Below are 14483 nucleotides of genomic sequence, written 5' to 3'. Positions count from 1 at the left end.
GCTATCCTTGTCATGTGGTGAGATGTTTTTTTACACTACTTCATTCAACTGTAGAGCAGCGGAAAGACGTACCTCTGCACTAGAGATCGACTCCCGTGCTTTAGCCAGCAGGCTGGACAGTGTGGTTGCCTCTTCCTCGGTCAGTCCCTGTAGCAGGTTATCAAGCTTATACAGGTTATTTCCGATATGATCCAACAGCCTGAAGCCCTTGTCGGAGATTACGATGTTCACCAGACGCTTATCAGTGCTGTTACGCTCTACTTCCACCAGTCCTTTGGTTTTGAGGCGGCCAACCAGTCGGGAAGTGTCTGACATCTTGTCGAGCATATTATTGCGCAAAACCGAAGTGGAAACTGGCTTAGGATAGTGCTCGCGTAAGATGCGAAGAATGTTGTATTGCTGGCCTGTTACGTCATGCTTTCTAAAAAACTCTTCGTAACTGTTAAGCAGCAAACTGTTTGTTAGGATAATGTGTAGACTAGCATGTTGCCATTCGTTTCTGTAGGCAAAAACGCCTACTCCTTGTTGAGAGTGCATAGTGAGATTTAGGGTGAATAGTTGCGAAAATGATCTTAATATACATATAAACTTTTGTATATGTTACAATCTTCACATCAACTATTTTACACTAAAATCTTCATTTAAATTCTTTCAGAGACTTTTTCAGACAAAACACTCAAAAACAGGCAGCTGGGTGCATCTTATGTTATAATACAATGCTGGTTTATGCGGGATTCATATTTTTTGAGGCAGATTCTGGAGCAAGAAAAATTATTGTTGTAACGATATTTCTTGACTTTATTATCTAGGCAGGCTTCTGCGCTCTAGGTAATTTGGCCACGACCAAGGTATAAGACAGGTCGATCAATGATTTGATAAACTCCAGTGGCAAGCCTGCTTCAGGAATTACAGTGTTCCAGTGCTTCTTACTCATATGGTAGCCGGGCAGGATCTGGCTATACTGCTCCCGCAAAAGAACGGCCTGCTCCGGATCACATTTCAAGGCTATACCTTTCTCATACTCAGACAGGCTACAAAGAGCAAACATTTTACCGCTTACTTTAAATACAAGTGTGTCTTGGTCAAAAGGCATCTCCTCGGTGGTTCCCGGTTTTGCCAGACAGTAATCCCTTAAGTCTTCGATGTTCACGACGGAAAGCTGATTACCAGTGCTTGATAACGAAGTAAACCATGGCCGCCAAAAACATCAGAATCGAGATCTTGTTGATGGTGTGCATGGCCCGGAGGTTGAAATTAGTCTTCCGATTCGGGTCTTTTTTTCGAAAGAAGTAGGTAGCCACCTCTGTAAAGTCAAATAATCCTTTCATTGTGCGGTAATTAATATTTTAAAAACATGGCGGGCTACTATACCTACAACCACTTACATTACTTTAAATCAATCTGTTGACCTGTATGGTAGCATTAGCTATACCACTACGCTTCCAACTGCACAGGTTCAATCCACTTCTCATCCTCCCGGATCAACTCGATCAATTCATCTACCGCCCTGTCGGCAGGTACAGATTTCTTGACAACAGTTTGTCCGCGATACAGCGCAATCTTGTCTTTCCCGACACCCACATAGCCATAATCCGCGTCGGCCATCTCACCCGGACCGTTAACAATGCAGCCCATGATTCCGATCTTCACACCTTTCAGGTGATCGGTTCTTTTGCGGATCATGGCAGTGGTTTCCTGCAAGTCGAACAGAGTACGGCCGCAGCTTGGGCAACTGATGTACTCGGTTTTGCTCATGCGGGTACGGGCAGCCTGCAGAATACCGAAGCTCAGGTTGTTCAGTTTCTCAATTGTGCTTAACCAAGCGCCTTTCTCTTGTGCTGGCAATAGTTCTGTGCCCAGCATGATGCCATCCCCGAGTCCATCGATCAGCAAGCCACCAACATCTGTGGAAGCGTACAGTTGTACTTCATCCGTCGTTAAGGCACCGTAGGAACGCTTGATGATGGCCGGCGTGCTGACACCGTTGTTCATCAGGCGGAAGAAACATTTGCGTAGTTCCGGCATGGCGTGCTCATTGTTGGTACACACCACGAGCACAGCCGTATGGTCAGTTTTCAACCGCTCCATCAAATCATCAGAAATACCGTTGATATCGGCTTCTATGAAATTCAGCTCCGGATGAAGTTGGGTAGCCTCCAGGTATTGCTTTACCGTGAGCAAAGGATGCCGATGCTCCTGGTCTTCCACTAATTGCCAGGGCACATAGTTGATGATTTCCTTCAGACCGTTCGGCAGCATGAAGTTGATCGGGTGGTCGCCGGTATAGATGAAGTCGGCTCCCAGATCGTTCATATTGAATTTGTCGAGCAGCATCGAGTATAAGTGCCCGACACTTTTCAGGTCAGCGTATTGTACATCGCGCAACTGGCTTAGGTCAGCCAGCACACGCGGCACATTCTGATGTCCCACATTCTCTACTTCCGCCGTTTCCCGGCGATGGTATTGAAACGGGTCGATCGGGATATTGCAGAGTGGCTTGATCGGCTTAGCTTTTTCAGCCCGGTAGGTATAGCGGTCGATGAGTGCTTTGGCCACCGGGGCCTCGGCTTCCGGCGCTTCTGTCAGGGACACGCGCACGGTGTCACCCAGTCCGTCCTCCAGCAAGGTGCCTATACCTACTGCCGACTTAATTCGGCCATCTTCAGCCTCTCCGGCTTCTGTTACACCCAGGTGCAATGGGTAGGGCTTCAGTCCCTCCTCTTCCAGCTTCTGCACCAGCAGGCGGTAGGCCTGCACCATCACCTGCGTGTTCGAAGCTTTCATCGAGATGACGATATTATAATACTGCTCGTCTTCACAGATGCGCAAAAACTCCAGTGCGCTCTCCACCATACCTAGTGGCGTATCGCCATAGCGGCTTAGGATGCGGTCGGAAAGAGAGCCATGGTTTGTACCGATGCGCATAGCCGTGCCGTGTTCTTTGCAAATGCGCACCAGCGGCACAAAGCGCTCGCGTATGCGGTCCAACTCAGCCTGATAGGTTTGGTCGTTGTACTCAATTACCTCAAACTTCTTCTTATCGGCATAGTTGCCCGGGTTGATGCGCACCTTCTCCACGATACGGGCAGCCACCTCAGCGGCATTTGGTGTAAAGTGAATGTCGGCTACCAAGGGGGTATTATACCCACGGCGGCGCAATTCGGCTTTGATGAGACGCAAGTTTTCGGCCTCCTTGATGCTTGGCGCCGTAATGCGGATGTATTCACAGCCCGCCTCGATCATCCGGATACACTGCTCCACGGAACCCAGTGTGTCCATGGTGTCCACGGTCGTCATGGATTGCACCCTGATCGGGTGATGGGCGCCCATCGGCACCTCGCCAATCTGTACTTCGATGGTTTCTCTGCGTTTATACTCTGTCAGGCTGGGACAATAGATCTTGTTCATATATACATGAGGCCTTCCAGGCCTTCGCTAAAGCTTCGTTCTCTTAACTTATTTCAGACCTGCTTTGTTCAACAGGCATGCAGCGTAAATTTAGCATCATTATTTTAAAGAGAGGTAAGCATCGCAAGTTTTGTGGCAGTTTCGCATAACCTGTCAGTCTCTAACCTCTGCTCAGGTATAGCCGGGTATAGAAATTATCAGTATATTGTTGTATAAAACGCCTAATCTAACGTTTAAGCTATTTATAACATAGTGAACCTGAACAGGATAATCAACTTAAGAGGTAAAACAAAATGATACATATGAGTGCCTATATACCTAAAAACGCAGATGTCAAGTTCCGTTCCCTCCTGCATTGGGGCAAACTGCGGCAGGAGCAGCTGGGTGAAGCCTTCCTGATCACCAAAGATACCGTACTGGGCTTTTTGAAACGACAAATTGAACATGGCAACTGGCGTGGTGTACTAGAAGTGCTGAAAGGGAAACCGATGACCCGGGCCGGCAGGTATGTATTAGACGAACTACGCAGCAAGGCCGTCAGGAAACTGATCATGCGGATGGGGCTCAGGCCGGTCATTGCTACTGCCCTTGTAATAGTACTTTTGCCTATCATACTGGCCAAAGTAACAGGTGAAGTCGTCGGCTGGATCAGGAACAGAAGCTAAATAAAAAGAGCGCCTAATGCAGGCGCTCTTTTTATTTACAGGATATTGGTTTAGCGTCTGAACATCAGCTCGCGGTATTTTACCAGTGGCCAATCCTCGTCGTCCACCATCAGCTCTAGTTTATCTACACTCGTACGGATGGCCTCAAAATAAGGCATTACTTCCTCGTTGTAGAAAATCGCCTTCTCGCGTACATTTTCAATCTTATTAGCCACCTTACGATGCTGGATCATATCAACGGCATTGGTCTGGATCGTTTTGATATGGCGGGATATACGCTTGATTGAGTCTAGCGTGGATTCGGTGAATTCATCTTCCAGCCCCAGGTCCTTCAGGCCGCGAATGTTCTGGATCAGCTTGTTCTGATAGGCAACAGCCGTCGGAATTACGTGGTTGAAGGCGAGGTCGCCCATAACGCGTGACTCAATCTGGATTTTCTTGATGTAATCTTCCAGCAGGATCTCGTGGCGGGCGTGCAGCTCTTTTCTGGAAAGGATGTTGTGGCGCGCGAACAGGTCCTGCACTTCTTCACTGCTGTATACATCCAATGCACGAGGCGTGGATTTGATGTTGGACAAACCACGTTTGGCAGCTTCATCCTCCCATTCTTTAGAGTAGCCGTTGCCCTCAAAACGAATCGCTTTCGAAGCTGCCACATACTCGCGCAGCACCTGAATGATGGCCAGCTCCTTCTTCATGCCCTTGTTATCGATCAGATCGTCCACCGCTATCCGGAAGTCGATCAGCTGATCGGCTACGATGGTGTTCAGCACAGTTATAGAGGAAGAACTGTTGGCAGAAGAGCCTACGGCACGGAACTCAAACTTATTTCCCGTGAAGGCAAAAGGCGACGTACGGTTACGGTCTGTGTTATCGCGCAGGATCTCCGGTATCTTGTCTATACCTAGTTTCAGGTACATATTGTCGCCCTTCTCCATCGGAACTTTGGCAGTACGCTCCAGTTCCTCTAACACTGCTGTCAATTGCTGGCCCACAAATACCGACATGATAGCCGGGGGCGCTTCGTTGGCACCCAGACGGTGGTCGTTGCTGGCAGAGGCGATGCTGGCACGCAGCAGGTCGGCGTGCTTGTGCACGGCCATCACCGTGTTCACAAAGAACGTCAGGAACTGCAGGTTTTCCTTTGGCTTTTTGCCAGGTGAAAGCAGGTTCACACCTGTGTCGGTGCTCATTGCCCAGTTATTGTGTTTTCCACTGCCGTTTACACCTTTATAAGGCTTTTCGTGAAGTAATACTTTAAACCCATGACGCTCGGCTACACGGTCCATAATGTCCATCAACAGCTGGTTGTGATCAACGGCCAGGTTGGCGTCCTCAAAGGTTGGGGCACACTCAAACTGGTTTGGTGCCACCTCATTGTGGCGGGTGCGCAATGGTATACCCAACTTCAGAGCCGACTTCTCGAAATCTACCATGAACGAGTGTACGCGGCTAGGTATAGAACCAAAATAATGGTCTTCGAGCTGCTGGCCTTTTGCCGGCGCATGACCAAACAAGGTACGGCCCGTCATCGCCAGGTCAGGGCGCGCTTCGTACAAGGCGCGGTCCACCAGGAAATACTCCTGCTCTATACCCAGTGTAGTGTTCACTTTCATTACCTCCTTATCGAAATACTGACAAACCGGCACAGCGGCCTGGTTGAGCAGGTTTAACGATTTTAGCAGTGGGGTTTTATAGTCCAGCGCCTCACCGGTGTAGGAAACGAAAATTGTAGGAATACACAGTGTGCGGGTGCCATGGTTCTCGATAAGGAAGGCTGGCGAGGACGGGTCCCAGGCAGTGTAGCCACGTGCCTCAAAGGTATTGCGTATACCGCCACTCGGGAACGAGGAAGCGTCTGGCTCCTGCTGCACCAGGGCACTTCCCTTGAAGCTCTCGATCGGATCGCCCTCACTGGTCAGGTCGAAGAAAGAATCGTGCTTTTCGGCTGTGGAGCCAGTTAGCGGCTGGAACCAGTGCGTATAGTGTGTGGCCCCCTTGCTCATGGCCCATGTCTTCATGGCAGCAGCCACAGCATCGGCCAGAACACGATCCACTTTTTCACCGGCATCAATGGCAGCACATAGGCGTCTGAAATTCTCGGTAGACATGGTGGCACGGAGAGCCGAATAGCCGAGCACGTTTTCTCCATAATACTCTGAAATTTTACTGGAAGGCAGCACTAACTCTGCCGGTTTGCGCTGACTTACCAGTTCGAGCGCCTTGAAACGAAGAATTGCCATGGGGAGAAAGAGGTTAGGGTATAAAATCTGACCAAAGGTAAAAACCAGATTAATAAGTTGTATCTGATAGGGTGTGTTTTTTTAGGGGGTCAACCAAGTTTTTTAGCAGAATGTTTCCAGAGCCCCCTATTTAATTCAGGGGTGTTATTAAAAATATCACCTAAAAACACAAATAGAGGTATAGGTAGCTACAATATTATCGTCCTGAATTATAATTGAAGAAGCTGCGTTTAAGAGAGGACGCATAAGTTGTATATTTGCAGCCGTGAAACGAAGCCTTTTATATCAGCCACTCTATTTTCTATTCTGGGTGCTCTACTTTGTTGCAGCAAGGGCCATATTCCTGCTTTACCATGATAACCGCACACAGGAATTGTCGCAATCTGACCTTTGGACCATCTTTGCAAAGGGATTGCGACTCGATCTTTCCTTCAGTTCTTATGTGAGTGCCATCCCTTTTCTGACTATCCTGGCCGCTGCCTTGTTCCCCGGACTGCGGGTGCGTAAGTTTATCCGCTACTATACCTATACTATATTAGTGTTGCTGTCGGTGTTGATGGCCGTAGACCTGGAGCTCTATACCTACTGGGGTTTCCGGCTCGACTCCACTCCCATGCTATACCTGAACACGCCGGGTGAGATGGCGGCCTCTGCAGCGGCGGCACCCATCCTGCTGCTGAGCATCATTGCGCTGGCCACCAGTCTGGTGTTTGCCCTGCTTTTCCGTTTCACCTTCGATTACAGGAATTACCACCTCAACTTCTCGAAGCTACGGTATGCAGGTATAGCCCTGTTGTTCACCGCGCTGCTGATTTTGCCTATGCGGGGAGGCTGGCAGCAAATTCCCATCAACCAGAGTGTGGTGTATTTCTCTGAGAACCCTTATGCCAACCATGCGGGCCTCAACATGCCCTGGAACCTGATGGATACCATGCTGAAGTATAACGAGGAGACGCGCAACCCCTATCAGTACATGGACCATGAGGCCGCCGCTGCAAAAGTGGCTGCACTATATGCCGCCACTGCGGACTTTTCTGAGAAAATCCTTCGCGTAGAACGACCGAATGTGCTCTTTATCATTCTGGAAAGCTATACGGCCAAGTATGTGGAGCATCTGGGCGGAATGCAGGGCGTGACGCCCAATCTGGACAAGCTGGCCAAAGAAGGGATCAGCTTCACTAAGCTCTACTCGAGCGGCGACCGCAGCGAAAAAGGTATGGTGGCGCTTTTGAGCGGCTATCCGGTGCAGACCACCACCTCCATCATCAAAAATCCGAAGAAAACGGAGAAACTCCCCTACCTCAGCCAGGTATTTAAGCAGGCCGGGTATGGTACGTCCTTTTATTATGGAGGTGAACTGGAGTTTGCTAACATCCGCTCATACCTGCAAAACGGTAAGTACGACCGCCTGATCGACAAGCATGATTTTCCGGCCAAGAGCTATAACTCCAAATGGGGAGCACATGACCATGTGCTGTTTGAGCGTGTACTAAAGGACCTTGCCAGCGAAAAAGAACCATTCTTCAGCACCGTCTATACCTTAAGCAGCCACGAGCCATTCGAGATTCCTATACCTGCCAAATTCAAGGGAGATAAAGTAAGCGACAAGTTCAAAAATTCGATATACTATACCGATTGGGCACTGGGTCAGTTTATCGAGCTGGCGCGTCAACAAACGTGGTGGGATTCTACGCTGATTGTGCTGGTAGCAGACCACGGTCACCCATTGCCATACGACGACCCGAATTACCGCAGCACCAAATTCCGCATCCCTTTTATATTAACCGGTGGCGCAGTGGCTACAAAAGGTCAAACGATTTCTACCATTGGCAGTCAGACCGACGTTGCCACTACTCTGCTCTACCAGTTGGGCTTGCCTTACCAGGACTTTAAGTGGAGTCGCAACCTGTTGGCACCAACCTCCTACCCTTTTGCGTTTTATGTTTTCCGGGATGGCTTCACTTTCATCACGCCGGGTAATGTGCTCTCCTTCGACAACGTGTCCGAAAAACCAATCATCAAAGGCAAGGGGGTAACACCCGAGCAGGTTGAGTTGGGAAAAGCCTATATGCAATACTCCTTCGAGGATTTTGTAAGAAAGTAGATGGCAGGCAGCGATATCAGGTATAGGGCGTTAAAAGCGTGCGGCCAGGTATAAGGTATAGTATTGGCTGACAATAGCTTAATTACATCGCGGCGCGTTCACGCTTTGAAAGTTTTAATTCTTATCTTTGCACCCTTATTATGAAAAAGGTAGCATTTTATACACTGGGTTGTAAGCTCAACTACTCTGAAACTAGCACCATCGGTAGAATATTCCAGGAGCGTGGTTTTGAAAAGGTGGAGTTTACCGATACGCCCGATATTTACGTGATCAATACCTGCTCTGTCACCGACAATGCAGATAAGAAATGTCGCAAGATCGTAAAGGAGGCGCAAAAGTACTCCCCTAACGCATTTATAACCATTGTGGGCTGCTATGCCCAGCTCAAACCAAAAGAGATCAGCGAGATTCCGGGTGTTGATGCCGTGCTAGGTGCCGCTGAGAAGTTTCAGTTGGTAGACATCCTGGAGACCTTCGAAAAGAAAGAACAGCCGCAGGTATACGCCAGCGCTATCAGCGAGGCCAACACGTTCCATAACTCCTACTCCTTCGGCGACCGCACCCGCACTTTCCTGAAGGTGCAGGATGGCTGCGACTACTCATGTACATTCTGTACCATTCCCCTGGCGCGTGGCAATAGCCGCTCCGACAGCATCGCTAACGTGGTGCGCTCTGCTAATGAAATAGCCGAGTCAGGCGTGAAAGAGATTGTGCTGACAGGCGTGAACACCGGCGACTTTGGTTTGCAGAATGGTGAGCGCTTGGAGTCTTTCTTCGGACTGGTACAGGAACTGGATAAGGTGGAAGGTATAGACCGTTTCAGGATATCTTCGATCGAGCCAAACTTACTCAAGGATGAGATCATTGAATTTGTGAGCCAGAGCAAGCGCTTTATGCCGCACTTCCATATACCGCTACAGTCAGGTTCCAATAAGATACTGAAGCTGATGCGCCGCCGCTACCTGCGCGAATTATACACGGACCGTGTCGCTACCATTAAAAACCTGATGCCGCACTGCTGCATTGGTGTAGATGTGATCGTAGGTTTTCCTGGCGAGACAGAAGAAGATTTCCTGGAGACCTATAACTTCATCAATGGGCTTGATGTGAGTTACCTGCACGTGTTCCCTTACTCGGAGCGCGAAAACACCATGGCACCCGATATGCCGGGCAAAGTGAGTATCAAAGACCGCAACCGCCGGGCTGATATGCTGCGCATCCTTTCCGAAAAGAAAAAGCGCTATTTCTATGAGCAGAATGTTGGCCGTGAGTTTACAGTGCTGTTTGAGGACGATGTGAAAGACGGCGTTATGGAGGGTTGGACTGAAAACTATGTGCGTGTAGCGGCCAAATACGATCCTGTGCTGGTCAACGAAACAAAGCACGTACGGCTGACCGGTATCAACGAGCAGGGCCTAATGGAGGCCGAAGAAACATATATAGAGGTACTGAAACATTAAAAATTCTGAATTTTTAAAAATTAGCCCTATATTTTCAGTCTGAAACAATCAATAACAGTTTAATTAACTACTTGTGAACCTATCTAGAATCGTTTTGGGAGTTGCTTTGGGCGCTCTAGTAACTGCTTGTAACACAGATCAAAAACCTCAGGCAACGGGCACTGCCACTACTTCGGCAACCAGCACAGACAGCCTGGCTACTACTGGCACAACTGACATTGTGTACATCAACTCAGACTCGCTGCTGACCAAGTATGAGTATTTCAAAGACGCTCGTACGCGTTTCCAGTCCAAAACGCAGAAGGCCGAGAAAGATTTACAGTCCAAGGCATCTGCTTTCGAGAAAGACGTGCAGAACTACCAGCGTAACGGCGGCGGCATGACCGTGGAGCAGCGTGCTTCTACAGAGCAGAAACTGGCACAGCGCCAGCAGCAGTTGCAACAGCAGAGCCAGACTACCGGCAACCAGCTTGCTACGGAAGAGGCAGAAGAAATGAAAAAAATCTACGACCGCGTTGAGGCGTACCTGCAGAAGCTGAGCCAGGAAAGAGGTTACAAAATGGTACTGACCTACTCCAGAGGCCAGAGCGCTATTTTGTACGGCGATAACTCCCTGGATATAACAGAAGAAGTACTGACTGGCTTGAACAACGAGTACGACCAGGAGAAGGCAGCGGCAAAGACTACCGACACGGCTGCTACCAAAAAGAAATAACCTGACAGACAGGTATAGCAAAAGAAAAGGCGGGTTTTATACCCGCCTTTTTTATTTTAGTCAGTTACTGCAATTGCTGATACCCCGTTATCCGGAATACTTCTCCCTCCACTATATAGGGGATGCTATACCTGTCCAGCACCTTTTGAACCAGATCCGTATAGTCTTCCTGCAGTGTAGGCGCTAGCAGCCCCGCACCAATTTCTTTCAAAGCTTTTATCTCCAGCCACTCAATGTTGTTCAGACCCGTCTGCTCCAGCTGATTCCACCAAATGGGTGCATACCCAACTGGCTCCTTATCGTCCTGCAAATACTTCATGCGGACATTCAGATCGATCAGTGACAGCTCGCACATTGCTCCGATCTGCTCACGCCACTTCGTTTGATTCAGAATTGGCACCAAGCGTTTCTCTTCTAAGAGACGGGACAATACATCTACTGGTTCGGCCATAGGTTATTCGTAGCGGAGCGATTCAATCGGGTCGAGTTTGGAAGCACGACGTGCTGGGTAAAATCCTGAAAGCACCCCCACCAGCACACAGATTGAAAGACCAACAAACACCCAAATCCACGGAACTATAAAGCCGCCCTCTCCAATCAGAGAAGCAATGCCATTGCCCATCAGTATACCCAGGAAAATACCAACTATACCACCCAGGATACAGATCACTATGGCTTCTATCAGAAATTGCTGCTGTATCTGTTTAGCGGTTGCTCCCAGCGCCTTGCGAACACCAATCTCACGCGTACGCTCGTTTACTGACACCATCATGATGTTCATCAGCCCGACAGAGGCACCCAGCAAGGTGATGAACCCGATAACAAATCCTCCTACTTTCAGGTACCCGGAAATCTCGTTCAGACTCTGGATCAGGGAGTCGCTTCTTCTGATCTCAAAGGACTCTTCCTGACCTAACCGGTCCTGACGCACATTGCGCATCACCCCTGTCGCTTCGCCCATCACATAGGTGAGTTCTTCGGGTCTGGAGATGGAGGTCTTAATATTATAGGTCAGAGTGCCTGTACCTGCCTGCGGAATCTGGCGGCCAGTTTCGAGCGGAATCAGGATCATGCGGTCCCCGCCGCTGCCTCCCATGCTGCTGCCGCGTTTCTCCAGTTCACCCACAATTTTGAAACGGCGTCCCAGAAAGGTGATGTATTGGTTGATAGGGTCTGTTTTCGGGAAGAGCTTGGCAGAAATCTCTTTACCGATAATGGCAACGTTTGTTCCTAGCTCCAATTCATAAGTCGAAAATGAACGTCCGCGCTCGAGGTTCAGGTTCTGACCTGCCAGGTAGAATTCGTCTCCGGCTATCACGTTAATATTCGGGTTCGTCTTGTCAGTAGCACTTTTCACAACGGTAGCACCCGAGACATTCGCTGAAAGGCTTACCTGCGCCTTCTCTCCCATTAGTTCTTTATACTTAATAGCCTGATCGTATGTGATATTCGGATATACCTTTTCCGTTCTGCTCTGTCCGCTGTTTCCATTGCCGCTGTTGAACTTTTTCCGGATATCAAAGGAGTTGGCCCCCAGGCTCGAAAAGGTCTGGTTCAGTGAGTGCTTCATGCCATCTACTGCCGTGAGTATACCTACCAGCGACATAATGCCGATCGAAATGATCAAGCCCGTCAGGATGGTGCGGAGCAGATTGTTTTTGATGGCTCGAATACTTTCCCGTATATTTTCGAACAGGTCCATAGGTTGGGTCTTATATGCGAAACGTTCCCCCTTGCGTTAAGTATAAGAGGGAACCTCTGTTTTCTAATTGACCTCTAATATCTGAAAAAAGAACCAATTTCAATACATTTGTTACCATATGTTAAGCCCATGAAGTCATTCCGCCTTACTCTACTGCTTGCCGCATGCCTAGTGCTCCCTTTTCAGGCGTTCAGCTCCATGGTACTGATACCGATGGACGAGACGCAGAAAGACCATCTGAAATCGTATGGGGCAGCTTACTGGGTACTTTCCAAAAGTGTGTCAGTTGACTGGCTGCTGAACTTCAGGGGCGGAAGTTTCGCTTTTCAGCATGCACCGCAGCTCGAAAATGAACTCGTAGTTCGGGGCATCAGTTACCAGGTTATTTCGGATGCGCAATACAACACCATCCTCACCCAGATCAGCGATCCGGAGGCGAATATGGACGTGATGAAATTAGAGAAAGTGCCGAAGATCGCAGTCTATACCCCAAAATCTAAAATGCCCTGGGACGATGCAGTGACGCTAGTGTTGACCTATGCCGAGATACCGTACGACAAGGTATACGACGAAGAAATTATACGCGGAGACCTGCCTAAGTATGACTGGTTACACCTTCACCACGAAGACTTTACGGGCCAGTATGGAAAGTTTTACTCCAGCTACCGGCACTACCCCTGGTACCAGGAGCAGCAGCGCGAATCAGAGGCTTCTGCCAAGTCGCTCGGCTTCAATAAAGTGTCTGATCTGAAAGGCGCTGTAGCACGCACCATCCGCGATTTCTGTGCTGGAGGCGGCTTCCTGTTCGCCATGTGCTCCGCCACCGACACCTACGACATCGCGCTTGCTGCTGAAGGTATAGACTTTATTGAAGCGATGTACGACGGAGACGGCTCCGATCCCAATGCGCAAAGTAAACTGGACTTTGGTAAAACCTTTGCCTTTAAAGATTTCTCGCTGGTGCGTAACCCGCTCGAGTACGAATACTCCAACATTGATATGCAGCCACAGGAGCGCGGCTTGACGGAGCCAAACGATTTTTTCCAGCTCTTCACCTTCTCAGCCAAGTGGGATCCTATACCTACTATGCTAACACAGAATCATGCGAAAACCATTAAGGGATTTATGGGACAGACCACCGCCTTCCGTAAAAGCCAGGTGAAGCCCGAAGTAGTAGTAATGGGCGAGAACAAAGAAGTAGGCGAGATTCGGTACATGCACGGCACCTTCGCCCGGGGCACCTGGACCTTTTATGGCGGCCATGATCCGGAGGATTACCAGCACCTTGTAGGCGAAGACCCGACCGACCTAGCCCTCCACCCCAACTCCCCCGGCTATAGGCTTATCCTGAACAACATCCTTTTCCCGGCGGCTAAGAAGAAAAAGCAGAAGACGTGAGGGGTGAATTGTTAAATTGCTGATGGTTAAATTGTTGAATTGGTCATTATCCCATTCAGGTTTTGAAAGCGATTGTACGTGAACGTTCCTATACCTTGCTCCTAGTTATCTTACAAGAACAAGGTTAGTTTGAATAAACAATTTAACGCATCCACAATTTAACAATAAAACTTAATGCATCCTGTCTGGTCGAGGCTCCAGGTTACGGATGATCGCTGCTTCGATCTCGAGCAGTTCTTTCAGGCGGTCGTCCACAACGTCGGCGGGCATGTACTCTTTGGCTAGCTTTACGAAGCTTACATAGTGGCCTGCTTCTGATACCATCAGTTCGTAGTAGAATTTCTGAAGGTCCACGTCCTGTATGTTTTTCCAGAGCAACTTGAAGCGCTCGCAGCTGCGGGCCTCGATCAGGGCATTTACCAGCAGGTGGTCCATCAGCTGTCTTTCCCTCAAGCCCCCTTTGCGGATGTGTTTGGTCAGTTCCACCACATACTCGTCAGGGCGGTTGCGTCCCAGCCCCCAGCCGCGCTTTTTTAGCTCAGCCAGCACACGCTCGAAGTGACTCCACTCCTCGGCTACCAGGTCCGTCATCTCTTCCACCAGGCGGGTTTTATCCGGGTATTTCACGATCAGGGATATACCTGAGGTCGCCGCTTTCTGCTCACAATAGGCGTGGTCTACCAGGATCTCTTCAATGTTTTTTTCGGCAATATTCACCCAACGCGGATCTGTTGGGAGTTGCAGGCGCAGGATGGTTTTAGTGAACTGAGAAGACATAAGTAAAAAAT

The 14483-nt window shown here is 49.2% G+C and carries 13 protein-coding genes; 5 read left to right on the top strand and 8 right to left on the bottom strand.

What is annotated here, in order from left to right:
* Positions 1-30: 30 nt before the first annotated feature.
* The 4 genes from L1278_RS12735 to ispG all read right to left on the bottom strand — a co-directional run bounded on the left by L1278_RS12735 (position 31) and on the right by ispG (position 3408).
* Positions 31-537, bottom strand: coding sequence for a MarR family winged helix-turn-helix transcriptional regulator (locus L1278_RS12735; RefSeq protein WP_253404927.1), 507 nt, complete (start codon positions 535-537; stop codon positions 31-33).
* 268 nt (positions 538-805) lie between these two features.
* Positions 806-1150: an MmcQ/YjbR family DNA-binding protein gene (locus L1278_RS12730; RefSeq protein WP_253404925.1), complete on the bottom strand. Its 345-nt coding sequence runs from the start codon at positions 1148-1150 to the stop codon at positions 806-808.
* Positions 1151-1163: 13 nt separating this feature from the next.
* Positions 1164-1328 carry a DUF6728 family protein gene (locus L1278_RS12725; protein WP_018477848.1) on the bottom strand — a complete coding sequence of 55 codons (165 nt, stop codon included), beginning with the start codon at positions 1326-1328 and terminating at the stop codon, positions 1164-1166.
* A 106-nt stretch (positions 1329-1434) separates the two neighbouring features.
* On the bottom strand, positions 1435-3408 hold the full coding sequence (ispG, locus tag L1278_RS12720; protein WP_253404917.1) for a (E)-4-hydroxy-3-methylbut-2-enyl-diphosphate synthase: 1974 nt from the start codon (positions 3406-3408) through the stop codon (positions 1435-1437).
* Between the two features lie 302 nt (positions 3409-3710).
* Here ispG and L1278_RS12715 point away from each other — a divergent pair, with 302 nt between their 5' ends.
* Complete coding sequence (locus tag L1278_RS12715; RefSeq protein ID WP_253404915.1) at positions 3711-4073, top strand: hypothetical protein; 363 nt, start codon at positions 3711-3713, stop codon at positions 4071-4073.
* A gap of 50 nt (positions 4074-4123) precedes the next feature.
* Here the strand turns inward: L1278_RS12715 and L1278_RS12710 are convergent, their stop codons facing one another.
* Positions 4124-6316, bottom strand: coding sequence for a glutamine synthetase III (locus tag L1278_RS12710; protein WP_253404913.1), 2193 nt, complete (start codon positions 6314-6316; stop codon positions 4124-4126).
* Positions 6317-6581: 265 nt separating this feature from the next.
* On the opposite strand from L1278_RS12710, the gene L1278_RS19670 reads away from it, so the two are divergent.
* The 3 genes from L1278_RS19670 (at position 6582) to L1278_RS12695 (ending at position 10595) form a co-directional block, all read left to right on the top strand.
* Positions 6582-8420, top strand: coding sequence for a sulfatase-like hydrolase/transferase (locus L1278_RS19670; protein WP_253404905.1), 1839 nt, complete (start codon positions 6582-6584; stop codon positions 8418-8420).
* Between the two features lie 140 nt (positions 8421-8560).
* Entirely contained in the window at positions 8561-9880 is a 1320-nt protein-coding gene (gene mtaB / locus L1278_RS12700) for a tRNA (N(6)-L-threonylcarbamoyladenosine(37)-C(2))-methylthiotransferase MtaB (protein ID WP_253404903.1), read from the top strand.
* Positions 9881-9953: 73 nt separating this feature from the next.
* Positions 9954-10595, top strand: coding sequence for an OmpH family outer membrane protein (locus tag L1278_RS12695; RefSeq protein ID WP_253404901.1), 642 nt, complete (start codon positions 9954-9956; stop codon positions 10593-10595).
* A gap of 64 nt (positions 10596-10659) precedes the next feature.
* On the opposite strand, the gene L1278_RS12690 is transcribed toward L1278_RS12695, so the two are convergent.
* Positions 10660-11046 (bottom strand): DUF6678 family protein, encoded by a 387-nt coding sequence (locus L1278_RS12690; RefSeq protein WP_253404899.1) that lies wholly within the window; start codon positions 11044-11046, stop codon positions 10660-10662.
* Positions 11047-11049: 3 nt separating this feature from the next.
* Positions 11050-12297: an ABC transporter permease gene (locus L1278_RS12685; RefSeq protein WP_253404897.1), complete on the bottom strand. Its 1248-nt coding sequence runs from the start codon at positions 12295-12297 to the stop codon at positions 11050-11052.
* Between the two features lie 198 nt (positions 12298-12495).
* Between L1278_RS12685 and L1278_RS12680 the strand changes: the two genes are divergently transcribed.
* The gene (locus tag L1278_RS12680; RefSeq protein ID WP_253404889.1) at positions 12496-13695 is read left to right on the top strand and encodes an asparagine synthetase B; all 1200 of its coding nucleotides are present in this window, start codon (positions 12496-12498) and stop codon (positions 13693-13695) included.
* Positions 13696-13866: 171 nt separating this feature from the next.
* On the opposite strand, the gene L1278_RS12675 is transcribed toward L1278_RS12680, so the two are convergent.
* Entirely contained in the window at positions 13867-14472 is a 606-nt protein-coding gene (locus L1278_RS12675) for a tRNA-(ms[2]io[6]A)-hydroxylase (RefSeq protein WP_253404882.1), read from the bottom strand.
* Positions 14473-14483 lie beyond the last annotated feature (11 nt).

Source organism: Pontibacter sp. HSC-36F09, from assembly GCF_024171605.1.
Lineage (GTDB): Bacteria > Bacteroidota > Bacteroidia > Cytophagales > Hymenobacteraceae > Pontibacter.
This window is presented reverse-complemented; position numbering and strand designations above follow the sequence as displayed.

Excerpts from the sequence above, each read along its gene's own strand:
- L1278_RS12735 (WP_253404927.1), bottom strand. The coding sequence starts at position 537 with ATGCACTCTCAACAAGGAGTAGGCGTTTTTGCCTACAGAAACGAATGG.
- L1278_RS12725 (WP_018477848.1), bottom strand. The coding sequence starts at position 1,328 with ATGAAAGGATTATTTGACTTTACAGAGGTGGCTACCTACTTCTTTCGA.
- ispG (WP_253404917.1), bottom strand. The coding sequence starts at position 3,408 with ATGAACAAGATCTATTGTCCCAGCCTGACAGAGTATAAACGCAGAGAA.
- L1278_RS12715 (WP_253404915.1), top strand. The coding sequence starts at position 3,711 with ATGAGTGCCTATATACCTAAAAACGCAGATGTCAAGTTCCGTTCCCTC.
- L1278_RS12710 (WP_253404913.1), bottom strand. The coding sequence starts at position 6,316 with ATGGCAATTCTTCGTTTCAAGGCGCTCGAACTGGTAAGTCAGCGCAAA.
- mtaB (WP_253404903.1), top strand. The coding sequence starts at position 8,561 with ATGAAAAAGGTAGCATTTTATACACTGGGTTGTAAGCTCAACTACTCT.
- L1278_RS12690 (WP_253404899.1), bottom strand. The coding sequence starts at position 11,046 with ATGGCCGAACCAGTAGATGTATTGTCCCGTCTCTTAGAAGAGAAACGC.
- L1278_RS12685 (WP_253404897.1), bottom strand. The coding sequence starts at position 12,297 with ATGGACCTGTTCGAAAATATACGGGAAAGTATTCGAGCCATCAAAAAC.
- L1278_RS12680 (WP_253404889.1), top strand. The coding sequence starts at position 12,496 with ATGGTACTGATACCGATGGACGAGACGCAGAAAGACCATCTGAAATCG.
- L1278_RS12675 (WP_253404882.1), bottom strand. The coding sequence starts at position 14,472 with ATGTCTTCTCAGTTCACTAAAACCATCCTGCGCCTGCAACTCCCAACA.